The sequence below is a fragment of the uncultured Allobosea sp. genome (genome assembly GCF_945956895.1).
GTDB lineage: Bacteria > Pseudomonadota > Alphaproteobacteria > Rhizobiales > Beijerinckiaceae > Allobosea.
Window position 1 is genome coordinate 1 of sequence record NZ_CAMFJF010000020.1, and the last position, 25,216, is coordinate 25,216.

21 protein-coding genes and 1 pseudogene are annotated in these 25,216 nt (G+C 66.7%); 7 read left to right on the plus strand and 15 right to left on the minus strand.

The features are described 5' to 3' along the window. Positions 1-149: 149 nt before the first annotated feature. Together Q0Q02_RS13050 and metW are read left to right on the plus strand one after the other, a co-directional pair. Positions 150-1,319 carry a homoserine O-acetyltransferase gene (locus Q0Q02_RS13050; RefSeq protein ID WP_293810039.1) on the plus strand — a complete coding sequence of 390 codons (1,170 nt, stop codon included), beginning with the start codon at positions 150-152 and terminating at the stop codon, positions 1,317-1,319. Positions 1,320-1,518: 199 nt separating this feature from the next. Further along, positions 1,519-2,145: a methionine biosynthesis protein MetW gene (metW, locus tag Q0Q02_RS13055; RefSeq protein WP_293810040.1), complete on the plus strand. Its 627-nt coding sequence runs from the start codon at positions 1,519-1,521 to the stop codon at positions 2,143-2,145. Between the two features lie 231 nt (positions 2,146-2,376). Here metW and clpB read toward each other — a convergent pair whose 3' ends face one another. Continuing rightward, on the minus strand, positions 2,377-4,995 hold the full coding sequence (gene clpB, locus Q0Q02_RS13060; RefSeq protein WP_293810042.1) for an ATP-dependent chaperone ClpB: 2,619 nt from the start codon (positions 4,993-4,995) through the stop codon (positions 2,377-2,379). Positions 4,996-5,170: 175 nt separating this feature from the next. Between clpB and Q0Q02_RS13065 the strand changes: the two genes are divergently transcribed. Both Q0Q02_RS13065 and Q0Q02_RS13070 read left to right on the plus strand, forming a co-directional pair. Next, complete coding sequence (locus tag Q0Q02_RS13065; RefSeq protein ID WP_293810043.1) at positions 5,171-5,479, plus strand: DUF2293 domain-containing protein; 309 nt, start codon at positions 5,171-5,173, stop codon at positions 5,477-5,479. Positions 5,480-5,619: 140 nt separating this feature from the next. Continuing rightward, entirely contained in the window at positions 5,620-6,405 is a 786-nt protein-coding gene (locus Q0Q02_RS13070) for an MOSC domain-containing protein (RefSeq protein WP_293810045.1), read from the plus strand. A gap of 184 nt (positions 6,406-6,589) precedes the next feature. Here Q0Q02_RS13070 and Q0Q02_RS13075 read toward each other — a convergent pair whose 3' ends face one another. The 7 genes and pseudogenes from Q0Q02_RS13075 to Q0Q02_RS13105 all read right to left on the minus strand — a co-directional run bounded on the left by Q0Q02_RS13075 (position 6,590) and on the right by Q0Q02_RS13105 (position 14,347). Next, positions 6,590-7,348 carry a hypothetical protein gene (locus tag Q0Q02_RS13075; RefSeq protein ID WP_293810046.1) on the minus strand — a complete coding sequence of 253 codons (759 nt, stop codon included), beginning with the start codon at positions 7,346-7,348 and terminating at the stop codon, positions 6,590-6,592. A 60-nt stretch (positions 7,349-7,408) separates the two neighbouring features. Further along, a pseudogene (locus Q0Q02_RS23820) lies at positions 7,409-7,615 on the minus strand (DUF4167 domain-containing protein); the annotation flags it as partial. A 381-nt stretch (positions 7,616-7,996) separates the two neighbouring features. Next, the gene (gene prmC, locus Q0Q02_RS13085; RefSeq protein WP_293810050.1) at positions 7,997-8,836 is read right to left on the minus strand and encodes a peptide chain release factor N(5)-glutamine methyltransferase; all 840 of its coding nucleotides are present in this window, start codon (positions 8,834-8,836) and stop codon (positions 7,997-7,999) included. Positions 8,837-8,876: 40 nt separating this feature from the next. Beyond that, a complete protein-coding gene (locus tag Q0Q02_RS13090; protein ID WP_293810051.1) occupies positions 8,877-9,131 on the minus strand; it encodes a hypothetical protein in 255 nt (84 codons plus the stop codon). Between the two features lie 65 nt (positions 9,132-9,196). Continuing rightward, positions 9,197-10,282: a peptide chain release factor 1 gene (prfA, locus tag Q0Q02_RS13095; RefSeq protein WP_293810052.1), complete on the minus strand. Its 1,086-nt coding sequence runs from the start codon at positions 10,280-10,282 to the stop codon at positions 9,197-9,199. A gap of 50 nt (positions 10,283-10,332) precedes the next feature. After that, on the minus strand, positions 10,333-12,600 hold the full coding sequence (gene ptsP / locus Q0Q02_RS13100; protein ID WP_293810053.1) for a phosphoenolpyruvate--protein phosphotransferase: 2,268 nt from the start codon (positions 12,598-12,600) through the stop codon (positions 10,333-10,335). Positions 12,601-12,781: 181 nt separating this feature from the next. Further along, entirely contained in the window at positions 12,782-14,347 is a 1,566-nt protein-coding gene (locus Q0Q02_RS13105) for a trehalose-6-phosphate synthase (protein WP_293810055.1), read from the minus strand. 280 nt (positions 14,348-14,627) lie between these two features. On the opposite strand from Q0Q02_RS13105, the gene otsB reads away from it, so the two are divergent. After that, positions 14,628-15,428 carry a trehalose-phosphatase gene (gene otsB, locus Q0Q02_RS13110; RefSeq protein WP_293810057.1) on the plus strand — a complete coding sequence of 267 codons (801 nt, stop codon included), beginning with the start codon at positions 14,628-14,630 and terminating at the stop codon, positions 15,426-15,428. A gap of 6 nt (positions 15,429-15,434) precedes the next feature. Next, positions 15,435-17,276 carry a glycoside hydrolase family 15 protein gene (locus tag Q0Q02_RS13115; protein ID WP_293810058.1) on the plus strand — a complete coding sequence of 614 codons (1,842 nt, stop codon included), beginning with the start codon at positions 15,435-15,437 and terminating at the stop codon, positions 17,274-17,276. Between the two features lie 119 nt (positions 17,277-17,395). Here the strand turns inward: Q0Q02_RS13115 and Q0Q02_RS13120 are convergent, their stop codons facing one another. The 7 genes from Q0Q02_RS13120 to gcvA all read right to left on the minus strand — a co-directional run bounded on the left by Q0Q02_RS13120 (position 17,396) and on the right by gcvA (position 23,347). Beyond that, positions 17,396-18,619 (minus strand): M20 family metallopeptidase, encoded by a 1,224-nt coding sequence (locus tag Q0Q02_RS13120; protein WP_293810060.1) that lies wholly within the window; start codon positions 18,617-18,619, stop codon positions 17,396-17,398. A gap of 137 nt (positions 18,620-18,756) precedes the next feature. Further along, positions 18,757-19,296 carry a chromate transporter gene (locus Q0Q02_RS13125; protein WP_293810062.1) on the minus strand — a complete coding sequence of 180 codons (540 nt, stop codon included), beginning with the start codon at positions 19,294-19,296 and terminating at the stop codon, positions 18,757-18,759. Beyond that, entirely contained in the window at positions 19,296-19,820 is a 525-nt protein-coding gene (locus tag Q0Q02_RS13130; RefSeq protein ID WP_293810064.1) for a chromate transporter, read from the minus strand. Before Q0Q02_RS13130 ends, Q0Q02_RS13125 begins: the two co-directional genes overlap by 1 nt. A 51-nt stretch (positions 19,821-19,871) precedes the next feature. Continuing rightward, positions 19,872-20,504: a LysE family translocator gene (locus Q0Q02_RS13135; RefSeq protein WP_293810066.1), complete on the minus strand. Its 633-nt coding sequence runs from the start codon at positions 20,502-20,504 to the stop codon at positions 19,872-19,874. A gap of 91 nt (positions 20,505-20,595) precedes the next feature. Beyond that, entirely contained in the window at positions 20,596-21,102 is a 507-nt protein-coding gene (locus Q0Q02_RS13140; protein ID WP_293810068.1) for a DinB family protein, read from the minus strand. Between the two features lie 13 nt (positions 21,103-21,115). Beyond that, entirely contained in the window at positions 21,116-22,339 is a 1,224-nt protein-coding gene (locus tag Q0Q02_RS13145) for an FAD-binding oxidoreductase (protein ID WP_293810070.1), read from the minus strand. Positions 22,340-22,432: 93 nt separating this feature from the next. Further along, positions 22,433-23,347 (minus strand): transcriptional regulator GcvA, encoded by a 915-nt coding sequence (gene gcvA, locus Q0Q02_RS13150; RefSeq protein WP_293810072.1) that lies wholly within the window; start codon positions 23,345-23,347, stop codon positions 22,433-22,435. 165 nt (positions 23,348-23,512) lie between these two features. Between gcvA and Q0Q02_RS13155 the strand changes: the two genes are divergently transcribed. Next, positions 23,513-25,033 carry an aldehyde dehydrogenase family protein gene (locus Q0Q02_RS13155; protein WP_293810074.1) on the plus strand — a complete coding sequence of 507 codons (1,521 nt, stop codon included), beginning with the start codon at positions 23,513-23,515 and terminating at the stop codon, positions 25,031-25,033. The last annotated feature ends 183 nt before the right edge of the window (positions 25,034-25,216 follow it).

The following is a 25,216-nucleotide window of genomic DNA, read 5'->3' on the forward strand; positions in this document are numbered from 1 at the left end:
GGCCACGCTCCTTAGCGCTCCCGCCGCGCCTTGGCAAAGCCGGCCGCGCAGTCCCGCGTTGACAGGAACGCTTCGGCAGGTCATCGCTAGAGTTCGATTTTCCGAACGCCTGGACCGGCAAGACAAATCCTACTGCCGAAGCGGACGATATGAGCGATCTCTCCCCCAGCCTGGCCGATCCGCAGAAGGAGGCGAACGAACCCTCCAGCCCGGTCGCGCGCTTCGGGCCCGAGACGCCGCTCTTGATGGATTGCGGGGTGGTGCTCGACCATTGGCAGATCGCCTACCAGACCTATGGCACGTTGAATGCAGCGAAATCGAACGCGGTGCTGGTCTGCCATGCCCTGACCGGCGACCAATATGTCGCGAGCCGCAACCCGATCACCGGCAAGGGCGGCTGGTGGACGGCGATGATCGGGCCTGGCAAGCCGATCGATACCGACCGCTTCTTCGTGATCTGCGCGAATGTCATCGGCGGCTGCACCGGCACCACCGGGCCGGCCTCGACCAACCCGGCCACGGGCAAGCCCTGGGGCCTGTCCTTCCCGGTCGTCACCATCCGCGACATGGTGCGGGCGCAAGCGGCGCTCGTCGACTCCCTGGGCATCGAGACGTTGTTCTGCGTCGCCGGCGGCTCGATGGGCGGCATGCAGGTGCTGCAATGGGCGGCGAGCTATCCGAGCCGCGTGTTCTCGGCGCTGCCGCTGGCAACGGGAGCCAAGCATTCAGCCCAGAACATCGCCTTCCATGAAGTCGGCCGGCAGGCGGTGATGGCCGATCCGGAATGGCGGCAGGGGCGCTATCTCGAAGAGGGCACGCGCCCGGCCAAGGGGCTGTCGGTCGCGCGGATGGGCGCGCATATCACCTATCTCTCGGAGCAGGCGCTGCACCGCAAGTTCGGCCGCAAATTGCAGGACCGGGAAGCGCCGACCTTCTCCTTCGACGCCGACTTTCAAGTGGAGAGTTACCTCCGCCATCAAGGGCTGAGCTTCGTCGAGCGCTTCGACGCCAATTCCTATCTCTACGTGACGCGGGCGATGGATTATTTCGACCTCGCCGCCGACCATGACGGCGTACTGGCCCGGGCCTTCGCGGGCACCAAGACGCGCTTCTGCGTGGCCTCCTTCACTTCCGACTGGCTGTTCCCGACGGCGGATTCACGCGCGATCGTGCACGCGCTCAACGCGGCCGGCGCCTCGGTCTCCTTCGTCGAGCTGGAGAGCGACAAGGGTCACGACGCCTTCCTGCTGGAAGAGCCCAATCTCTTCGCCACGACACGCGGCTTCATCGGCGCGGCGGCACGGGCGCGGGGGCTTTGAGAATGCGGAAACCCTGCCGTCATTCCGGGGCATCGCGCAGCGATGAGCCCGGAACCCAGAACCGATGCCATTCATCCAGAGGGCATCGGCTGGCAGGCGGCTTGATGAACAGAAACTGCGGTTCTGGGTTCCGGGCTCGGGCCTTTGGCCCGCCCCGGAATGACGGCAGTGGATTCCGCGCGAAAGAAAGCCTTTCCGGATGACCCTCCCCGACAGCACCCAGACCAACCGCATCGACCTGAGGCTCGTCGCCGAGATGGTGCAGCCGGGCACGCGCGTGCTTGATGTCGGCTGCGGTGACGGCGCCCTGTTGGCGTTGCTGGCCGAGACCCGTCGGGTCGATGCGCGCGGCATCGAATTGTCGCGCGAGGGCGTGGCGGATTGCGTCGCGCGCGGGCTCTCGGTGATCCAGGGTGACGCCGATACCGACCTCGGCGACTATCCCGATGACTCGTTCGACTACGTCATCCTCTCACAGACGATCCAGGCGACGCGCAATCCCCGCCTCGTGCTGGAGCAGATGCTGCGCATCGGCCGGCACGCCATCGTCTCCTTCCCGAATTTCGGGCATTGGCGGATGCGCTCGCAGGTGTTCTTCCAGGGGCGGATGCCGGTGACGGACGCCCTGCCCTATGCCTGGTGGGACACGCCCAATATCCATTTCTGCACGATCCGCGACTTCGTCACGCTGTGCGACCAGATCGGCGCCCGCAAGGAGCGCGCGGTGGCGCTCGACGCCGCCGGCGGCCGGGTCGGCGTCAACGCACCCTGGTGGTTCTGGAACCTGTTCGGCGCGCAGGCGGTGTTTCTGCTGAAGCGGGGATAGCACCAACCTGCCCCCTCTCCCCTTGCGGGAGAGGGTTGGGGTGAGGGGTCGCGCGACGGTCACCGTCATTGCGCGCGTAGCGGAGCAGTCCAGGTAAACGGTTCAACCGTTCCCATGGATTGCTTCGTCGCTTCGCTCCTCGCAATGACAGAAAAGGCCACGCGACCCCTCATCCGTCTCGGCTTCGCCGAGCCACCTTCTCCCGCAAGGGGAGAAGGGAAGGCAACCGCGTCAGTTCAGCGCCACGCCAGCCGGGCGCTTCTCCTTCACGCCGGGAACGGCCCCCAGCATCAGCGAGCCCGGCCCGACGGTGATCGGCACGTCCTCGCCGTCGACGATGTCGCCCGCGAGGATGGCTTCCGCCAGGGGATCCTGCACCGACTTCTGGATCACGCGCTTCAATGGGCGCGCGCCATAGGCCGGGTCGTAACCCTTGTCCGCCAGCCACTCGCGCGCCTCCTTGGAAAGCTCGAGCGTGATCTTGCGATCGACCAGCAGCTTCTGCAGCCGGGCCATCTGGATATCGACGATCGCGTCCATGTCATTCCGCCGCAGGCGATGGAACAGGATGATGTCGTCGATCCGGTTCAGGAATTCCGGCCGGAAGGCGTGGCGGACCACGCCCATGACCTCGTCGCGGACGGCATCGCTGTCCTGGCCGTCGGGCTGGTTCACCAGGAATTCCGAACCGAGATTCGAGGTCATGATGATCAGCACGTTGCGGAAATCGACGGTGCGGCCCTGGCCATCGGTCAGGCGGCCGTCGTCGAGCACCTGCAGCAGGACGTTGAACACGTCCGGATGCGCCTTCTCGACCTCGTCGAACAGCACGACCTGATAGGGCCGGCGCCGCACGGCTTCCGTCAGGGCCCCGCCCTCCTCATAGCCGACATAGCCGGGAGGCGCGCCGATCAACCGGGCGACCGAGTGCTTCTCCATGTACTCGGACATGTCGATGCGCACGAGCGCCGTGTCGTCGTCGAACAGGAACGAGGCGAGCGCCTTGGTCAGCTCGGTCTTGCCGACGCCTGTGGGGCCGAGGAACATGAAGGAACCGATCGGACGGTTCGGGTCCTGCAAGCCCGCACGGGCACGCCGAACCGCGGTCGACACCGCCTCCACCGCCTCCTTCTGCCCGACGACGCGGGCACCGAGAACCTCCTCCATGCGGAGCAGCTTCTCCTTCTCGCCTTCGAGCATCCGGTCGACCGGCACGCCGGTCCAGCGCGAGACGACGGCAGCCACGTGATCGGGCGTCACCGCCTCCTCGACCATGCCGGCGCTCTCGCCCTTCTCCTCGATCTCGGTCAGCTTCTTCTCGAGCTGCGGGATCTCGCCATAGGCGAGCTCGCCTGCCCGCTGGTACTCGCCCTTGCGCTGCGCCTGAGCGAGCTCGTTGCGGGCATTGTCGAGCTTGGTCTTGATCTCCGCGGCGTGGCCGAGCTTGTCCTTCTCGGCCTTCCACTTGGCCGTGATGGTGTCTGAACGCGACTCCAGGTCGGCCAGCTCGGATTCGAGCCGCTTCAGCCGCTCCTTCGAGCCGGCATCGCTCTCCTTCTTGAGCGCCTCCTGCTCGATCTTGAGACGGACGATCTCGCGGTCGATCGAATCCAGTTCCTCGGGCTTCGAGTCGACCTGCATGCGCAGGCGGGCCGAGGCTTCGTCGACGAGGTCGATCGCCTTGTCGGGCAGGAAGCGGTCGGTGATGTAGCGGTTCGACAAGGTCGCAGCCGAGACCAACGCCGAATCCGTGATGCGGACGCGGTGATGCTGTTCGTACTTCTCCTTGAGACCGCGCAGGATCGAGATGGTGTCCTCGACCGTCGGCTCCTCGACGAAGACGGGCTGGAAGCGCCGCGCCAGCGCAGCGTCCTTCTCAACATATTTGCGATACTCGTCGAGCGTGGTCGCGCCGACGCAGTGCAGTTCACCACGGGCGAGTGCCGGCTTCAGCAGGTTCGACGCATCCATCGCGCCGTCGGTCTTGCCGGCGCCGACGAGGGTGTGCATCTCGTCGATGAACAGGATGACGCCGCCATCGGAGGACGAGACCTCGGTCAGCACGGCCTTCAGCCGCTCCTCGAACTCGCCGCGATATTTCGCACCGGCGATGAGCGAGCCCATGTCGAGAGCGAGCAGCTCCTTGTCCTTCAGGCTCTCGGGCACGTCGCCATTGACGATGCGCAAGGCGAGGCCCTCGGCGATGGCGGTCTTGCCGACGCCAGGCTCGCCGATCAGGACGGGATTGTTCTTGGTCCGGCGCGACAGCACCTGGATGGTGCGGCGGATCTCCTCGTCGCGGCCGATCACCGGGTCGAGCTTGCCCTCGCGCGCCGCGGCGGTGAGATCGCGCGCGTATTTCTTCAGCGCGTCATAGGCCTGCTCGGCCGACGCGGAATCGGCGGTGCGGCCCTTGCGGATCGCCTCGATCGCGGCATTCAGTGCCTGCGGCGTCACGCCGGCCTTCGACAGCGCCTTGCCCGCCTCGCTGTCCTTCTCGATCGCGAGAGCCAGCAAAAGCCGCTCGACCGTGACGAAGCTATCGCCGGCCTTCTCCGCCGCCTTCTCGGCAGTATCGAAGACGCGTGCGAGGCCCGGCGTCAGGTTGAGCCCGCCCGAACCGCCCGAGACCTTCGGCAGCTTGGCCAGCGCCTGGTCGACAAGCTGCAAGGCGACGCGCGACTGGCCGCCGGCCCGGTCGATCAGACCCGCCGCCATGCCCTCGTTGTCGTCGAGCAGGGCCTTCAGAAGATGTTCGGGGGTGAACTGCTGGTTCCCCTCCCGCAAGGCGATCGTCTGCGCCGCCTGGAGGAAACCCTTCGCGCGATCGGTATATTTCTCAATATTCATTCAAATCACTCCGCCCGCAGGCCACGCCCCGTAGCAACGTGAACCTGCTGCCCTTTCATCAGGATGGGGCGCCGCGATGGGCCGCCCCTCGCCCTCCAAGATAGTGTGACATTGGCGCAACGGAAGAGGGCCGCCGCAGAATTGACCTGGCGCAAGCGGCGGGCACAGATCGGGCATGGCCGGGACCAAGCGACAGCAGGCGATTCGGAAAGCCTTGAGGGCGGTGGCGCCGGGCATTCCGCTGTCCGATGCCGAGGCCGTGGTCGCCTTGGCGGAGCGGCGCCACATGAAGGACCTGCCACCCTCGACCGCGCTCTGGCTCGCGCTCGGCAGCCATGTCCGCCATGTCCATACCGATTACGAGCGCTTGCTGGGAGAGGGCTACGACCGCGACGCCGCCCGCTTCTTCGTCGCGGATGACACCGATGCCGTGCTCGCCGGCTGGGGCTGCCAGCGTTCGGTCAGTGACGGCGAAGACGAGTAATGTGGCATCGGCTCCCCCGAAGGCCGATTCCCACTATTCGGGCCGATGCCGGGAACTGATCGAAACGGATACAGAATTTGATCTGTCAGGACCGCCTAGTACGGCTATGGTCCGCCACCTTGCCTCAGCCGGACCCGACCATGCGCATCGAGACACTCTACCGCTATCCCGTGAAGGGGCTCTCGCCGGAACGGCTCAAGCGCGCAGCATTGCCGGCCGGCGGCTTTTTCCCGGGCGATAGGCTTTTCGCCATCGAGAACGGCCCCTCCGGCTTCGATGTGGCCGAGCCCGTGCATCAGCCCAAGATCAAGTACCTCATGCTGATGCGCAACGAGTCGCTGGCCCGGCTCAAGACCCGCTACGACGACGCCAGCGGCGATCTCGTCATCCATGAAGATGGGCAGGAGGTGCTCCGCGCGGCGACCGCCAACGAAGAGGGCCATGCCGCAATCTCGCGCTTCTTCACGGGCTTCATGCCCGAGGAGCTGCGCGGCGAGCCGAAGCTGCTGACCGCGCCGCCGACTTACCGCTTCACCGATTCACGCTCCGGCTTCGTCTCGATCATCAACCTCGCCAGCGTCGCCGATCTCGAAGCGCGCCTGGGCCAGCCCGTCGATCCCCTGCGCTTCCGCGGCAACCTGATGGTCAGCGGTCTTGCACCCTGGGCCGAGAACGATCTTGTCGACCGCGAGTTGACCGGCCCGGGCGGCCTGCGCCTGCAGGTGATCAAGCGGATCGAGCGCTGCGCCGCGACCAATGTCGACCCCGAGACCGGCGCGCGCGACATGCAGATCCCGAGGGCGCTGATGAAGAATTACGGCCATGTCGATTGCGGCATCTATTGCCGCATCCTCGCCGAAGGCACGCTGAGCGAAGGCGACAGGCTGACGGCCGCGGACGCGCCGGCCGAACTCGGCATCGCCTGACACTCGGCCGTCATGCTCGGGCTTGACCCGCGCATCTCAGGAAGGAGAGGCGCCTCATCTTGCACGGGATTCTCGGGTCAAGCCCGAGCATGACGGCCGTCCCAACGGGTATCGGCAACGTGCAGCAAAGAAAAAGGGCCCGAGAGGGCCCTTTCTCATATCCAAACGCTGCCCCGGGAACGGCTTACTCGGCAGAGCCGTCCGTCTCCGAGCCCAGCGCATCCATGACCTCGCGCGGCGAACGGCGGCGGCGGGTGCGCTTCGGCGCCGCTTCCGCAGCCTCCTCGGCAGGCGCGTCGGCTGCAACCGGCTCGGCTGCCGGGGCCTCGACCGGCTCCGGCGCAACAACACGCACGGGGTTGGTCAGGAAGGACGGCAGTGCGGCGGCGACGTCGTCACCCGCATCGGCCTCGGCTTCACGCTCGCGGCGCGGGCGACGCTCGCGCTGGGGACGCTCGCTCCGCTCCGGGCGCTCGAAACGACGCGGCTCGCCCTGGGCCTGCTCGGGAGCCGCCTCGATGGCGCCGCCTTCGCTGACCGGGATGTCGGAGCGCGGCGCGTCGGGGCGCGGCGCATAGCCGCCGGGAGCGCCCTGTCCGCCCTCGGCATTGCGGTCGAAACGACGCTCGCCGCGATCCTGGCGATCGAAGCGACGCTCGTTGTTATTGTTGTTGCGGTCGTTGTTGAAACGCTCGCGGCGGTTCTGGCGATCAAAGCGCTGGCCGCCCTGCTGCTGGCCTTCACTGCCGTCGCCCTCGGCACGCTGGCCGCCATGGCCGTTATAGCCATTCGGGTTGCCGTAGCCATTGGAGCGCATCTCCGGCTGCGGGCCGGTGCCGGGCTGGAAGGCCTGGCCTTCCTCGTCGCCCTCTTCCTCGCCCTCGTCCGCATCTTCGACGAAGGCGCGGTTCGGTGGGAAGGAATGGCCAAACTGCTGAGTCATCTGCTCCTGCGCCGCAAGCAGGATGCGATAATAGTGCTCAGCGTACTGGAAGTAACTCTCAGCAGCAACGGTATCACCCGAAGACTGGGCATCACGCGCAAGCTGCAGATACTTCTCGGCGACATTTTGCGCCGTACCGCGAACCTTTACGTCCGGCCCGTTGGATTCGTAGCTACGCTGCAGCGGGTTGGGAGATTTGCGATTACCGTTATTGTTGCCGCTGTTATTGTTGCGGCCGCGCATACGCCGGTTCTGACCTGGTCTCATTCGCGTCTGTCTCGCGCTTCTGTGTTCAAAGCAACCGTGGTGCCGTCATGCGCGTCGCGAAGCACAGCGGGTTGCGACGCTGTGTCGTGCTAAGGTGACCTGAAGGGGCGATACGCCGTTCCTGGTCTTCACGCGCTCTTTTCCAAAAAAGGGGCTTCAACCCCACGAGCCGATCGGCGCCACGCGCCTTCGGGGCTCCATCCGGCTTGTCAGCTGCACCATCCCGGGAACACGCCCGCAAACGATGCCGAACTCGAGCAAATCCTGTACGATCGGGAACTGCCCAGAAGCCCGGCTCTGACGCCACCAGCTTCGGCTGAATGCTGCATAGCTGCTTTTGGCTGCTTCTCCAAGCGAAATCGACCAAAAGCCTGTGCATTCTCAAGCGAGCGTGAAGATGAGTGCCCGCTCATGCCCTCCAAGATCGTAGCGGCTGCCCCGGAATTCAAGCCCTCCCGCCTGCATCAACGCAACGACATCCGGCCCCTGCCCTGCCCCGATTTCCAGAACGATGACGCCGCCCGGCGCCAGCAAGGGCGGCAGCGACGATGCGAAGAGGCGGTAGGGACCGAGCCCATCGGCACCGCCGTCGAGCGCCAGCATGGGATCGTGCTCGCGGACCTCGACGGAAAGCGTCGCGATCTCGGCCAAGGGGATATAGGGCGGGTTCGAGACGATGAGATCGAAGGGGCCGACGAGGCCTTCGGTCCAGTTCCCCTGCCGGAATGCCACCCGGTTCTCCAGACCGTTAAGCGCGGCATTGCCGGCCGCGGTCCGGCAGGCTTCATCCGACAGGTCGATGCCGAGACCGCGCGCCCGCGGCAATTCGCTGAGCAGCGCCAGCAGCAGGCAGCCGGTGCCGGTACCGAGATCGAGCAGCGCCAGCGCTTCATCGCGGCGACCTTCCAGCTGGACGAGCGCCGCTTCGACGATCGTCTCGCTATCGGGCCGGGGCTCCAGCGTCGCCGGCGAAAGGCGGAAGGTCAGCCCCCAGAACTCGCGCTCGCCGAGGATGCGCCAGACGGGCTCCCGAGCGAGCCTACGGCGCAGAAAGCCATCGAAAGCCGCGGCAGCTGCCGCATCGAGCGTATGGTCAGGATCGAGATCGCGCGTAGCCAGCACACCTTCGAGCAGTAGTCGTGCATCGAGCCCCGCCGACTCGATGCCGGCTTCGCGCAAAGCTTGAACGGCCAGGCGCCGCGCCTCCCTCACGGTCGGCACGGCGCCCTCCCCTTTAAGGAAACCGGACGAACGAGCGGACCTACATGGTCCCGTTCATCTTTTTGTCCATGCACTGGCGCATCTTGATATTCAGCGAGCTCTTGCTTTCGCGCGAGCCGCTCAAGTCCATCTGACAGGATTTGCGCGCCTGCGCCTGGGTCATCGAGCCGTGCAGCGGCGCGGGCTGCCCAGCGGTCATCCTGCGGAAGACCTTGCTTTCCTGGGCCTGCGACGTCGCCGTCATCGCGGTCGTCATCAGTCCAGCCACGGCAAGAGCGGAAAACAGCTTCATCATGGGAGATCCCCCTCTTCGCTGGTGTCGGTACGTCACCAACGCTCTCGACGCGATTTGGTTTCATCTCAAACGACGCCTTCATCAGCGAGCAATTTCGCCTGATGCTCGGCAGTCAGCGCATCGATGATCTCGTCCAGGACGAGCCCCTGCATCATCTCGTCGAGCTTGTAGAGGGTCAGATTGATGCGATGGTCGGTCACGCGCCCCTGCGGGAAGTTGTAAGTGCGGATGCGTTCCGAACGATCGCCGGAGCCGACCTGCGAACGCCGATCGGCCGAGCGTTCCGCATCGATGCGCAGGCGCTCCATGTCGAAGAGCTTGGCGCGCAGGAGTTCGTAGGCCCGCGCCTTGTTCTTGTGCTGGGAACGCTCGTCCTGGACCAGCACGACGGTGTTGGTCGGGATATGGGTGAGGCGCACCGCCGATTCCGTCTTGTTGACGTGCTGGCCGCCGGCACCGCCCGAACGCAATGTGTCGATGCGGATATCGGCATCGTTGAGGGTGACGTCGACATCGGTCGCGAGCGGCAAGGTTGCGACCGTCGCGGCGGAGGTATGGATGCGCCCGCTCGCCTCGGTATCCGGCACGCGCTGGACGCGATGGACGCCGGATTCGAACTTGAGCCTGGCATAGACGCCGCGCCCGTTGATCTCGGCGACGACCTCCTTGAAGCCACCCATCGTCCCCTCGCTCTCTGAGAGGATATCGACGCTCCAGCCCTTCTGGGCGGCGTGGCGCTGATACATGCGCAGCAGGTCGCCGGCGAAGAGCGAGGCCTCGTCGCCGCCCGTGCCCGCCCTGATCTCGAGGATGACGCCGCGCTCGTCGGCCGCATCCTTCGGCAGCAGGGCGACCAGGATCTCGCGGGCGCGCGCGTCGATCTCGGCGCGGGCCGCGTCGCGCTCCTCATAGGCGAGGTCGCGGAATTCGGCATCGGTCGCGGGATCGGCGATCAGCGCCTCGGCCTCCTCCAGCGAGACCTGCGCCTGCCGCCAGGAGGCGATCGCCGCGACCACCGGATCGAGCTCGGCCAGTTCCTTGGCGAGCTCGACGGTGCGCGCGGCCTCGGTCGCATGGTTGATCTCGTCGGTCGCGGCGGCATGGCGCGCCACGATGACGTCGAGACGGTCCTGAGGAAGCTGAAGGGACATTCAGTGAACTCGTGAAACGAATGGAAGAGGCGACGGCGCAAGCTACGTCGCTAGACCGGAACCTTGAACTCGGCCGCGAAAGCCGCGAGCTGCGGGCGCAGGTTGGTCGCGCCTTCCGGCGAGGCCAGCATCCAGTCCATGCGCTCGCGCAATTTGCCGGCATCGAGCGCGCGCAGCATCGCCTTGACCGGCCCGATCGAGGCCGCCGACATCGAGAAGCCGCGATAGCCCAGGCCGATCAGGGCCATAGTCTCCAATGGCTTGCCGCCCATCTCGCCGCAGACGGTGACGGGGCAACCGGTCTCGGCCGCAGCCTCGATGATGCGCCGCAGCGCCCGGAGCGGACCGACGCCCAGAGGATCGAAGCGATCGGCGACGCGCTTGTTCTCGCGATCGGCGGCGAAGAGGAACTGCATGAGGTCGTTGGTGCCGATCGAGAGGAAATCGGCCTCGCGCGCGATCTCCGGCAATTCGAAGAGCAGCGAGGGCACCTCGACCATGACGCCGACGCGCAGGTCGCGCGGCGGCGCGACGCCCTGCTTCTCCAGCATCACCTGCTCGCGGCGGATGATCATGCGGGCGCGACGGAACTCCTCGGTGGTCGCGACCATCGGCAGCATGATCTTGAGGTCGCGACCGGCGCCAGCGCGCAGCATCGCACGCACCTGCGCCCGAAGCAGCCGCGGCTTGTCGAGGCCGATGCGGATCGCGCGCCAGCCCAGCGCCGGGTTCTCCTCCTCGACGCGCTCCATATAGGGCAGCACCTTGTCGCCACCGATATCGAGCGTGCGGAAGGTGACGGGACGCTCGGCCGCAGCCTCCAGCACGGCCGCGTAGAGCGCCTGCTGCTCGGCGGTGGTCGGCATGTGCTGCGCCACCATGAACTGCAATTCGGTACGGAACAGGCCGATGCCGGAGGCCGCGGTCGCCTCGATATTCGGCATGTCGACGATCAGGCCGGCATTGATCTGCAGGGTGATGTCGACGCCGTCGCGAGTGACCGCCGGCAGCTCCTTCAGCTTCTGATACTGTTTCTGCTTGCGGGCGCGCAGCCGTGCCTTGTCCTTGTAGGCGTTCTCGACATCGGGCTGCGGGCGGATCTGCACCTCGCCGGCCTGGCCGTCGACGATGATGGCGTCGCCGGACTCGACCAGCGCCGTCGCGTTGACGACCTCGCCGACGGCGGGGATGCCGAGCGCGCGGGCGACGATGGCGATATGGCTGGTCGGCCCGCCCTCCTCCAGCACGAGCCCGCGCAGATGGGCGCGATCGTAGTCCAGCAGCGCCGCCGGCCCCATCGAGCGGGCGACGAGGATGGCGTTCTCCGGCAGGTTCTCGCGGGCGACCCCGTTCGCCTTGCCGACCAGCGTGCGCAGCAGGCGATTGGCGAGATCGTCGAGATCGTGCAGCCGCTCGCGCAGATAGGGATCCGTCTGGCGCAGCATCTTGGCGCGGGTGTCGGACTGGACGCGCTCGACCGCCGCCTCGGCGGTCAAGCCGGTCATCACGACCTCGCGCATGCGGCGCAGCCAGCCCTGGTCATGGGCGAACATGCGGAAGGTCTCGAGCACGTCGCGATGCTCGCCGGTATGGGCGACATCGCCGCGCTCGACCAGTTCGTCGATCGAGGCGCGCATCTCGCCGATCGCCGCCTCGAGCCGGCCGACCTCGGCCGCAGGATTCTCGGCGATGAGATTGGTGATCGCGACGCGCGGCTCATGCAGCACGGCATGGCCGAGGCCGACGCCATCGGCCAGCGCCACGCCGACGCCATGGATCGGCCGGTCGAGGCCGATCGAGGCGCCCGGCGCCGCCAGCGACTTGAGGCCGCCGGCCGCGATCATCTCCGCCATCAGCATGGCGGTGGTCTGGAGGCTCTCGACCTCCTCCTCGGAATAGATCCGCGAGGCCCGGTTCTGGATGACGAGCACGCCCATCACGGCGCCGCCGCGCAGGATCGGCACGCCGAGGAAGGAGCGATAGACCTCTTCGCCCGTCTCCGGACGGTAGGAGAAGGAGGGGTGCGCCTGCGCGTCCGACAGGGCCAAGGGCTCGGCCTCGCTCGCGATCAGGCCGACGAGGCCTTCGCCCGCGCGCATGGTGGTGAGGTGGACCGCCTCGCGGTTGAGACCTTCGGTGGCGTAGAGCTCGAGGGAGCCGTCCTCGCGCAGGACGTAGACGGAACAGACCTCGGCGACGAGATTGCCGGCGATCAGGACGACGAGGCGATCCAGCCGCTCCTGCGGACTGATCGATGCCGCCATGACCTCGCGGAGACGGCGCAACAGAACGCCCGGTCCTCCGAGAGCGCCTCGCATCGATCTCAGCCCTCCGCCCGCCTCCTCAGCCATCGACGATACGATGCCTGTCCAGACCTGAGTCGCCCACTCCGATCATGCTGCCTTCTAGCGACGAAAGACCTTATTCGGCAAGGGCCGCGAGCAAGATCCCCAGCATCCCCCCAAGATTTCGGTCGTTTCCGGGCCTCAGCGCCAAGTCTCAGGGACGCACCAACGTGAGATGAGAGCTCCCAAAAGCCCTCTGCTTGCGGCCCGCCCCTGCCGACATCTTGCGTACACCGGCTTCCGGCCCAGCCGATGACGCGGCGGATGCCTCGCCCCGGTTTGCTCGCCGCGCCCCGGCTCGCGGCTCCTTGCGCGCACCGCCGGCGACCGGCGCCTCGGCGACGGCATCCTCCCCCGACAGCGCCAGCAGGTATTGCCGCGTCCACCAGTCAATATCGGTCGAGGCGATGACAGCATAGAGCTTCTCGAAGCGCCGGATACGCTCGCTCTTCGGCATGGCGAGTGCGGTGCGGATCGCTTCCGCCACCTCATAGGAATCAAACGGGTTCACGATCAGCGCCTCGTCCATCTGCTGGGCGGCGCCGGCGAAGCGCGAGAGCACGAGCACGCCGGGGTCGGCAGGGTCCTGCGCCGCGATATATTCCTTGGCGACGAGGTTCATGCCGTCGCGCATCGGCGTGACCAGGCCAACCTGAGCGCGGCGATAGAAGCCCGCCAGCGCCTTGCGCGAATAGGCCTTCTTGACCACGCGGATCGGCGTCCAGTCGAACTCGCCGAGCTGGGCGTTGAGGCGTCCGGTGACTTCGTCGGACTGGCGGTCGAGTTCGGCATATTCGGGCACGTCGCTGCGCGAGGGCGGCGCGATCTGCAGCAGGCTGACCCGGCCGCGTTCCTGGGGGTGGTTGCGCAGAAACTCGCCGAAGGCTTCGAGGCGCTGCACGATGCCCTTGGAATAGTCGAGCCGGTCGACGCCGATGACCAGCTTGCGCTCGCCCAGCGATTCCTTGGTGGCGCGAAGCGGCGTCGCAGCCTGGCGGGCGGAGGCGACCGCAAGCCGGCGGAAGCCTTCGACATCGATGCCGATCGGGAAGGCCTGCACCGACGTTTCGCGGGCGCCGAGCCGCACGCGCCTTCCGTCCGAGCGGGCACCGCAGAGCGACACCAGCCCGCCGATCAGATTGCGGGCGTCGACTTCGGTCTGCATGCCGACGAGATCATAGGCGGCCATGGTGCGGATCAAGGTCGCGCTGAAGGGCAAGGCGCCGATGACCTCGGCCGCCGGCCAGGGGATGTGGTGGAAATAGCCGATACGGTTGGTGACGCCGCGCCGGCGCAGCTCCGCCGCCAGCGGGATCAGGTGGTAGTCGTGAATCCAGATGAGGTCGTCGGGTTTGATCAGCCCGGCGAGCGCACGGGCGAAGCGGCGATTGACGCCGAGATAGCCCATGTAGTCGCTGCGCTGGAACTCGGTCAGGCCCAGGCGATAATGCATCAATGGCCAGAGCGCCCGGTTCGAGAAGCCGAGATAGTAGCTCTGCCGCTCGGCCTCGCTGAGATCGGTGACGGCGTAGGTGACATTGCCATGCTCGACCTGCCGGACCTGCGTCGGGCCGCTCTCGCTCACCGTCCCGCTCCAGCCGAACCAGAGGCCGCCCCGCTGCTCCAGCGCCTCGCGCAACGCGACGGCCAGACCTCCCGCCATCACCTTTTCATGGCGATCGGGAATCGTGACGCGGTTGGAAACGATGACAAGACGCATAAACTCGCATTCTCCGGCAGGGGCCGCCCGCATTTCGCCATCGGCGGCAGGAACAGAACGCTTCCGAAAGCGTAATGTTTCCGTGGTGCGGACGCGGTCACATGGCAGCGCTGTGGCAGCCGTGCGGTGAAATCGCGACGACATGGTAGGCTTTCGACAGATCGAGGCAACCCCTCGAACCCTATTTTCGACAAGGCCGCGGCCCGTCGAAAAGACAGAAAAGGATGTCCTTGGCTGTATGGCCGCTCTTCTGCCGCCTTCTCTGCCCAGATACGAGACGATGACGACCTTGATCGAACCCGATATCGCTGCAAACGTTCACGAGATCGCTCTCGCGGATCGTGAAATCGCTCTGTTCCTCGATTTCGATGGAACGCTCGTGGAGATTGCGCCCTCTCCGGAGGATGTCCAGCTCGACCGGCGCGTGGCTCCGGCGCTGACAACGCTGCGCACGCAGCTCGGCGGCGCGCTGGCGCTGGTCTCAGGCCGCCCCATCGGTTTTCTCGACGAGATGCTGGCACCGCACCGCTTCGACACCGCCGGACTCCACGGCGCCCAGATTCGCGTCGGCGACGAGATCCTTTCGCGGGCCGACTCCCATGAGGGCATCCGCGCCGCCCTGCGCGATCTCGTCCGCTTCGCCAACAGCCATGTCGGCATCATCGTCGAGGACAAGCGCATTTCCGTCGCGCTGCATTGGCGCCTCGCTCCGGCACTGGAGGACGAAGCTCTGGCTCTGATGCGCGGCATCGCCAAGCGAATGGGGCCGGGCATGCGCCTGCAGGAAGGGAAAGCCGTCGCCGAGCTGGTTCCGGCCGGTGCCAGCAAGGGCCATGCCATCGCCTGGCTGATGGCGACCCCGACCTATGCCGGCCGCCGGCCGGTCTTTATCGGCGACGACATCACCGACGAGGACGGGTTCGAGGCGGTCAACGCCATGGGCGGAATCTCCGTCCGCATCGGCACGGACCGCGAAAGCCATGCCACCTGCCGGCTGCCTTCGCCCACCGCGCTCAGGCATATCCTTCTCGAAGCCGCCGAAAGCGGCCATCTTTCCGCTGCCAGCTTCAAGCAGGATTGACCGACCATGACCGTGACGACCTCGGCCGCGGGGCAGCACTCCGCCTCGCTCGACCTCGGCGTGATCGGCAATTGCTCGATTGCCGCCCTTATCGACCGCCGCGCCCGCATCGTCTGGGGCTGCTTCCCGCGCTTCGACCGCGACCCCGTGTTTTGCTCGCTGATCGACAACCAGGCCGAGGGCGGCGATGCCGACCCCGAAAAGGGCTTCTTCGGGATCGAGCTCGTCGGCATGACGCGCTGCGAGCAGGGTTATCTCGACAACACCGCGATCCTGTCCTCCGTGCTCTCGGACGACCAGGGCAACGCGATCGAGATCCTCGATTTCGCGCCGCGCTTCGTCCGCTACGAGCGTTTCTTCCGGCCGCCGCAGCTGGTGCGCCGAGTCCGGCGCGTCTCGGGCCGGCCGCGTATCCGCGTGCTGGTCAAGCCCTGTCTCGGCATCGGCGAGAAGCCGGACGAGATCACCCGCGGCTCCAACCATGTCCGCTTCGTCGGCGCCGACCAGACGATAAGACTCACGACCAACGCACCGCTCTCCTATGTCGTCGAGGGTACGCCCTTCGCCGTGGACCAGGCCTATTCCTTCTTCATCGGCCCCGACGAGGCGCTGCGCGCCGAGATCGAGACGACCTCGCGCGAGTTCCTCGACAAGACTACCGACTACTGGCACGACTGGGTGCGCTCGCTCTCGATCCCCTTCGAGTATCAGAAGGAGGTGATCCGGGCCGCGATCACGCTGAAGCTCTGCTCCTTCGAGGAAACGGGCGCGATCGTCGCGGCCTTGACGACCTCGATCCCGGAGGCGCCGGGCACCCAGCGCAACTGGGACTATCGCTATTGCTGGCTGCGCGACGCCTATTTCGTCGTGCATGCGCTGAACCGGCTCGGCACGACGCGGACGATGGAGGACTATCTCGGCTTCATCACCAATATCGTCGACACCTTCTCCGAAAGCGGCGCCGAGCATCTGCCGCCGCTCTATCCGATCACGCGCGGCGGCTCGCTCACCGAGTTCGAGGCGAGCAACCTGTCAGGCTATCGCGGGCACAAGCCGGTGCGCTTCGGCAACGGCGCGGCCGTGCAGATCCAGAATGACGGCTATGGTGCGGTCGTGCTGGCGGCGACGCATTCCTTCTTCGACCGACGGCTGATCCAGCCCGGCAAGGAGACATTGTTCGGGCAGCTCGAACGCATGGGCGAGCTCGCCATCGCCGTGTTCGACAAGCCCGATGCCGGCCCGTGGGAATTGCGCGAGAAGGAGGCGGTGCATTCCTTCTCCAGCGTGATGTGTTGGGCGGCCTGCGACCGGCTCGCGCGCATCGCCGGTACGCTCGGGCGCGCCGACCGCAAGGAATTCTGGAAGAGCGAGGCCAAGCGCCTGAAGAGCACCATCGCCGAGCAGATCTGGAATGAGACGAAGGGCCATTTCGCCTCGACCTTCGGCGGCGAGGATCTCGACGCTACCTTGCTGCTGCTCGCCGAGCTTGGCTTCGTCAAGCCGGACGACGCCCGCTTCGTCGCCACCGTCGAGGCGATCGGCCGCGATCTCAAGCGCGGCGACCTGCTGCTGCGCTACGCCACGCAGGATGATTTCGGCTACATGCACACCGGCTTCCTGATATGCGCCTTCTGGTATGTCGATGCGCTCAATGCGATCGGGCGCAGCGACGAAGCCAAGGAACTGTTCGGACGCATCCTGCAGCGGCGCAACAGCTTCGGCCTGCTCTCGGAGGATGCCGACCTGAAGACAGGCGAGCTCTGGGGCAATTTTCCGCAGACCTATTCGCATGTCGGCCTGATCAACTGTGCGATGCGCCTCAGCCGGGATTGGGAAGAGGCGTTCTGAGCGCCCGCCGTCATGGCCGGGCTTGACCCGGCCGTCTCGTGACGAGATCGCTCTGGCTGGAAGCGCTCCATTCTGCCTGAGATGCTCGGGTCAAGCCCGAGCATGACGGCTGCTCGCCGTCACCCCACCTTGGCGGCGGCCCGCATCACGGCAAGCGCCAGCACCTGCGCCGCCGGGACGATACTCTCGACTTCCAGGAACTCGTCCGGCGTATGGGCCATGCCGCCGATCGGGCCAACACTGCACAAGGTCGGGGTGCCCTGTGCGGCGGTGAAACCGGAATCGGCGCAGCCGCCGGTGAATTCCGCGGTGACACCAATGCCGAAGGCGGCCGCCGCCTCGCGATAGGTGTCGTAGAGCGCGGCCGATTCCGAGGAGCGCTCCAGCGGCAGGAACTCACCCTTGATCGAGAGCACGGCGCTGGTGCCGGCCACCTCCGGCGCCTCGACGATCGCCTTGATCTTGCCGACCATCTCGTCGCGCTGGGCGGCGGTGACATAGCGCAGGTCGATCTCGCACCAGGCGCTGGGCGCGATGGTGTTGACGGTCTGGCCGCCGCCGATCAGGCCGACATTGACGGTGATGCCCTTCTCCAGATCGGTAAGCCCCTGGAGCTTCGGGATCTTGTGGCCGAGATCGACGATGGCTGAGGCGCCTTTCTCGTAATTCGCACCGGAATGGGCCGGCTTGCCGGTGAATTCGGCGCGCATGAAGACGCCGCCCTTGCGGCCGCTGGTGACGGACTGCTTCTGATCCCTGGCGAAATCGGTGCCGGCCGGCAAGCGGCTGGGCTCGGCATTGAAGACGCAGCGCGACTCGCGCGCAGCCGCCTCGATCACCGGACGCGACGACGGCGAGCCGATCTCCTCGTCGCTGGTCGTCAGCATCAGCAGCGGCGCGGCCAGGCCGCCGCATTCGGCGAAGGCGGCTGCGACGAAGGCCGAGATCATCACCCCCGCCTTCATGTCGGCGACGCCCGGCCCATAGGCGCGCGCGCCCTTGATCGTGAAGGGCCGGCGCGTCGGCTCGCCCTGCGGGAAGACGGTGTCGCGATGGCCGAGCAGCATGACCGGACGCTGGTCATTGGCGGTGGGGTTGGGCAGGCGCGCCCGGACCGCGTCGCCGAAGCGGCTGTCCGGCACGATCTCGACATCGAGCCCGTTCGCCTTGTGGAAGCGCGCGACGACATCGCCGGCCCGGTCGACGCCGGCCTTGTCGTAGGAACCCGAGTCGGTATCGACGAGCTCGCGCAGCAGCGCGACCATGCCCTCCTTGCGGCTTGCCAGCCACTCGGTGACCTTCTTCTCCTCGGGGGTCAGGGCGCTTTGGCTCAGGGCGCTCATGGGCTCACTCACATTCGTTCCGGATGGGACAATATGGGCAGCTTATCGCCATTGCGACAGCCGGCAATGGCAAGCGGCGCCAACTATGCCATTCATGCGGCGCATGGCCTCGACGCTTCGTCCTTTCGGCATGCAAATCAGGCGATGCCGACAGACCAGGCCAGGGCATAGGCAAGCGTCCCGATCGCCATCGGCACAAGCGGATTGACCTTCGAGCGATAGGTCACGAGCGCGGTCGCCGCCGTGATCGCATAGCCGACGAGGCCGGCATCGGCGGCAAGTGTCGCGACCACGCCGCTCGCCAGCATCAGGCCGAGTGCGATCGGCACCAGTGCGAGCGTAACGATCCGGACGAGGCGGCTGCCCCCGAAGCGCTGCAGGCCGCGGCTGGAGGCGAGCGCCAGCAGGCAGGAGGGCAGCAGGAGTGCCGTCGTCGCGACGAGCAGGCCGGTCGCGCCGGCGACATGCCAACCGATGACGCTGCCGAGCATGATATTGGGGCCGGGTGCCGTCTGCGCGATGGCGAAGAGGCGGGCGAAGGTCGGCGCATCCATCCAGGCGAGGATATCGACGACCTGGCGGTGGATTTCCGGCACCACGGCATTGGCGCCGCCGATCGCCATCAGCGAGATCGTGCCGAAGGTGACGATCAGCTGGAAGTAGATGCCGCGTTCCATCAGATACGCCGCGCTCCCAGCGTCGCCGCGACCAGCCCGAGCGGCACGAGCACCAGCAAGGTTGACAGCATCGGCAAGCGCAGCAGGCCGACCGCGACGAAGGCGGCCCCGGCCATGATCCAGGCCCAGCGCGCGAGGCCGGCCTTCGTCAAGAGCCGCAAAGCAGTGCCGAGGATCAGCCCGGCGGCGCTGGCGGCGGCGCCGGTCAGCGCGACCTGCGCCAGGGGATGGCCGGAGACGGCGTCATAGCCGTTCGCGAGCGCGACCAGGCAGAGCAGCGGCATCGCCATCAGCGCGAAGACGCAGGTCAGTGCGCCGATCCCGCCACGGAAGCGGTCGCCCAGCATTACGGCGGCATTGACGGTGTTCGCGCCGGGCAGCGCCTGGCAGATGCCCATCAGTTCGGCATAGCCGCGATCGTCGAGCCAGTTGCGCTCGCTGACGATGATATGGCGCGCTACCGGCCCGACGCCGCCGAACCCCATCAGGCCGATCTTGAGAAAGCCGGTGAACAGGTCCGGCAAGCCCGGTCGAGGCGTTTTCGATGCGGTTTCGAGCGTCGACATCCCGAGTGGCTAGCGCCGCGCTTCCATCGCCATGCGCAAGGCGAAGCCGGCGAGCACCGTGCCCATCAGCCAGCGCTGCACCAGCGACCAGAAGGGTCGCGTCTTCAGGAACAGCGCGACGCTGCCGGCTGCCGTCGCGATCAGGGCGTTGACGCTGCCACTGATCGCGATCTGAACAAAGCCGAGCACGACCGATTGGCTCAGCACATGGCCGGCGGCCGGGTCGATGAATTGAGGCAGGAGCGCGAGATAGAACATCGCGATCTTCGGATTGAGCAGGCTGGTCAGGAAGCCCATCGCGAAGAGCTTGCGCGGCCCGTCATGGGGCAAATCGCGGACATGAAAGGGCGAGCGCCCGCCCGGCCGCACCGCCTGCCAGGCAAGCCAGAGCAGATAGGCCGCGCCGCCGAGTCTCAGCACGTCATAGGCATAGGGAACGGCGAAGAGCAGCGCGGTGATGCCGAAGGCGGCGCAGAACATGTAGACGAAGAAGCCGAGGATGACGCCGCCCAGCGAGATCAGCCCGGCGCCCCTGCCCTGCGCGATCGAGCGCGAAATCAGGTAGATCATGTTGGGGCCGGGCGTCAGCACCATGCCGAGCGCGATCAGCGAGAAGGTGATGAGGGTCGTCGTCTCGGGCATGCGAAGCGCTCCGGCGGAACTCAGCGCTTGGACCATGGATCGCGAGAACCGGCAATCGGCTGCGTCATGGGAACGGCCATGCAAGGCCCTCTTACCGCACCTCGTCGACCAGGAAGAGGTCGGTATCGTCAGGCTTTGCTCCCGCCGCCGTCAGCATCGCATGGATCTGGCCTCGGTGATGGGTCTGGTGGTTGAAGAAATGGGCGATCACGAAGGCACGCGGCCTGCCCATTTCGCGGCCGGCCGCGCGTGAGTACCAGATCAACGTGCCGCGCAGCCAATCGGCCGTAACGCTTTCGGCCCAGTCGAGAATGAACTGGTCGCGCTGGCGCCGGCGCGCGCAGAACTGTGCCCAGCCATCGAAATAAACCGCCGAGTCGCGCCCGCCGACAGAGGGCTTCTCGCTGCCGGCGAGGCGGCTGAGCCAGGTCTCATCGCCCCAGAGCACATGATTGAAAGTGCCGTGGATCGACTTGAAGAAGGCGCCGCGATCGAGCTTGCGCGCCTCGTCGGTCAAGCCGTCCGCAGCCGCCATCAGGCTGCGGTTCTGCCAGGCATTGTAGCGGGCCATGGTCTGGACGAAAGCGGGATCGACCATGGCAGCCTCCTCGTCAGATGACGTTGGCCTCCTTGAGCGGCCGGTTCGCAACGATGCGCTCGTGGCCGAGATCGGCAAGATCGAGCGAGCGATAGCGGCCATGCGCGATATGCTCGGCAAGCCCGCGCCCCACAGCCGGCGATTGCTGCAGGCCATGGCCCGAGAAGCCGTTGGCGAGATAGAGGTTCGGCAGACCGACAGCAGGGCCGACGATGGCGTTATGGTCGAGCCCGCACATGTCGTAGGGCCCGGCCCAGGCGCGGCCGGGCTTGATCTGCTCGAAAGCCGGGATGCGGGTGGCGAGCGCAGGCCAGACCACCTCCTCGAAGAAACTCCAGTCGACATCCTCGGCGGCGGGATCGGTCTCGATCCATTCGACATCCTGCTCCGGCGTCAGAGGCGAGCAGCTGCCGATGAAGAGCTGGCCTTCCGCCGTGCGCTTGCCCTCCTGCCGGCACCAGGCGCCAGTCGTGTCGATCAGGAGCGGGCAGCCATCGACATCGCCCTTGCAGGTGAAGGAGAAGACATAGCGCTTCATCGACTTCACCGGGATTGCGACACCTGCCGTCGCGGCGAGCTTTGCGCCATGGGTGCCGCTGGCATTGACCACGGCGCCGCAGGCGATGCGGCTGCCATCGGCGAGCTCGACCGCAGTGACACGGCCGCCTTCGGTGACATAGCCGGCGACCTCGCCCTGCCGATACTCGACGCCGAGGCTGCGCGCCTTCTTGCGAAAAGCCTGGAGCAGCGCCCAGCCGTCGAACCAGCCCTCACCGCTCACGCCGAAGGTGCCGCAGGCGAGATCCTCGGTATTGAGCCAGGAGAAGCGCTGCTTCAGCGTCGTGGGATCGTAGAGCGCGATATCGGCGCCCTCGGCTGCCTGCAGCTTCTGGTTGGCCTCCAGGATCGGCGCACCCGCTTCGCTGGCGAGATAGAGATAGCCGCCCTCATGCAGGTCGATGGCCGGAACCTCGCCATCAACAGCGAGATGCTTCCCGATATTGCGCAGGAAATCGATGCCGAAGAGCGAGATGCGGATATTCACCGCGCTCGAAAACTGCTGGCGGATCGAGGCGGCCGAGAGCGCCGAGGCCGAGAAGCGGTAGGTCGGGTCCTTCTCGATCACCAAGACCTTACCCGTGAAGCCGGGATCTGCGGCGAGATGATAGGCGACGGAGGAGCCGATCGCGGCGCCTCCACAGATCACGACATCGGCGCTTTCGGAGACGGGCGGCATGGCAGGCCTCGCGCAGCCGGCTTCGATGGAAAAGCCGGGTTGGTGAATTTCGCGCATGAATGAACGAGCGCGAGGCGCTTGTCGAGAGGCGCTTCAATTCGGCGGCGCGCATTCCCCGAGCAGCCAATCACGAAAGGCGATCACGGTCGGCAGATTAGCCTTCTCCTCGGGATAGACGAGGTAGTAGCCGTCCTTGCCGGTCACGGGCCGGTCGATGGGGATGACGAGGGCGCCAGAGCGCAATTCCTCCTCGACCAGGAAACGCGGCACGATGGCGAGCCCGAGGCCCGCCACTGCCGCCTGCGCGATCATCGCGAACTGCTCGAAGCGCGGCCCCATCAAGGCTCGCTCCGGCGCGAGCCCCTGCTGCTCCAGCCAGTTCGCCCAGGCGCGCGGCCGGGTCGATTGCTGCAGCAGCGGCGCCCGCAGCATGTCGGCTGCCTCCGTGATGCCGACGCGCGCCAGCAGCGAGGGCGCCGCGACCGGCACGACCTCCTCGCCCATCAGGCGATGAAGCCGCGCGCCCGGCCAGTTCTCGGCACCGAAATGCACGGCGGCGTCGACCTGCTCGCGGGCGAAATCGAAGGGCACCAGCCGCGTGGTGAAATTGATGGTGATGCCGGGATGCGCTTCGGTGAAGCGCGGCAGGCGCGGAATCAGCCAGCGCGTGCCGAAGGTCGGCAGGGTCGCGAGATTGAGCACGCCCGCGGCACCGCGGAAGGCCATGGCAGAGACGGTCGCGGCGGCAAGACGAGACAGGCCGTCGCGGATATCGTTGGCATAGGCTGCACCCGCCGCCGTCAGGCTGACGCGCTTCTTCACACGCTCGAACAGGCTGACGCCGAGCACCTTTTCCAGATGCGCGACCTGCCGGCTGACCGCGCCCTGCGTCAGGTTCAGTTCCTCCGCCGCGCGCGTGAAACTGCCATGCCGGGCCGCCGCCTCGAAGGCGGCGAGTGACGACAGCGAGGGCACCGAGAGGCGACCGGGAACGAGCGCATCATCCATGATTAATTCTCATCAAGTCGTGAGAACATATCGGTTGCCGTCGCGCCATGAAAGAGGGCATTGTTCCGGCCTCAAGCGCGGCGGCCTCCGGTTCCCGCGCTTTTATGTCATGCGCCCCAGGGCATGCGCCCTTTGGCTCCCGCTCGCGACCGCTGGAAGACACAGATGGCCACATCCCTGCCGAAAGACACGCTCGCCCTGCTCAAGCGCCTCGGCGTCTCCGAAAGCGCCTATGCCGATGCAGGCCTCTCGGCCGGCTCGCCGATCACCGGCGAGACCGTCGTGACGCTGCGCGAGACCTCGCCGGCCGAAGCCGAGGCCGCGATCGGCCGGGCCCAGTCCGCCTATCTCGCCTGGCGCAAGGTGCCGGCGCCGCGTCGCGGCGAGTTCGTCCGCCTGCTCGGCGAGGAACTGCGCGCCGCGAAAGCCGATCTCGGCCTGCTGGTGACGCTCGAAGCCGGCAAGGTCACCTCCGAAGGCCTCGGCGAGGTTCAGGAGATGATCGACATCTGCGACTTCGCCGTCGGCCTGTCGCGCCAGCTCTACGGCCTGACCATCGCCACCGAGCGCCCGAACCATCGCATGATGGAGACCTGGCATCCGATCGGCGTCGTGGGCGTAATCTCGGCCTTCAACTTCCCGGTCGCGGTCTGGTGCTGGAACGCGGCACTCGCCTTCGTCTGCGGCGACAGCGTCGTCTGGAAACCCTCCGAGAAGACCCCACTGACCGCGCTCGCCGTGCAGGCCATCGTCGAGAAGACGATGAAGCGCTTTGGTTCGGAAGCTCCGATCGGCCTCTCCGAGGTCCTCGTCGGCGGCCGCGAGCTCGGCGACATCCTCGTCCAGGACCATCGCGTTCCGGTCGTCTCGGCCACCGGCTCGACCCGCATGGGCAAGGAAGTCGGCCAGAAGCTGGCCGCGCGCTTCGCCCGCGCCATCCTCGAACTCGGCGGCAACAACGCCGCAATCGTCGCCCCTTCGGCCGATCTCGACATCGCGCTGCGCGGCATCGCCTTCGCGGCGATGGGCACCGCCGGCCAGCGCTGCACCACTTTGCGCCGCCTGATCGTGCATGAAAGCGTCTATGACGCGCTCGTGCCGAAGCTCGCCAAGGTCTATGCTAGCGTGAAGATCGGCGATCCCCGCGAGGCCGGCGTGCTGGTCGGCCCGCTGGTCGACGAGGCCGCCTATCAGGGCATGCAGAAGGCGCTCTCCGAGGCCAAGGCCGAGGGCGGCAAGGTCCATGGTGGCGAGAAGGTCGATGTCGGCTCCGGCGGCTTCTATGTCCGCCCGGCCCTGGTCGAGATGCCCAGGCAGTGCGGCCCGGTCGAGCGCGAGACCTTCGCCCCGATCCTCTACGTGATGAAGTACAAGTCCATCGACGAGGCGATCGCGATCCAGAACGCCGTTGGCGCGGGCCTGTCCTCCTCGATCTTCACGCTGAACATGCGCGAGGCCGAGCTCTTCGTCTCCGACGAGGGTTCGGATTGCGGCATCGCCAACGTCAATATCGGCCCCTCGGGCGCCGAGATCGGCGGCGCGTTCGGCGGCGAGAAGGAGACGGGCGGCGGCCGCGAGGCCGGCTCGGACGCCTGGAAGGCCTATATGCGCCGCGCCACCAACACGCTGAACTACGGCACCACGCTGCCGCTGGCGCAGGGCGTCAGCTTCGACGTGGATGCGTGATCGGTAGATAAGGAAACACCGCCGTCATTCCGGGGCGGGCCGAAGGCCCGAGCCCGGAACCCAGAACCGATGCCCTCTTCAAGAGGGGCGAACCGTTCCACTGATCTGGTTTCTGTTCCGCGGTTCTGGATTCCGGGCTCTTCGCTCCGCGAAGCGCCAGAATGACGGTTCTGGAATCTGAGG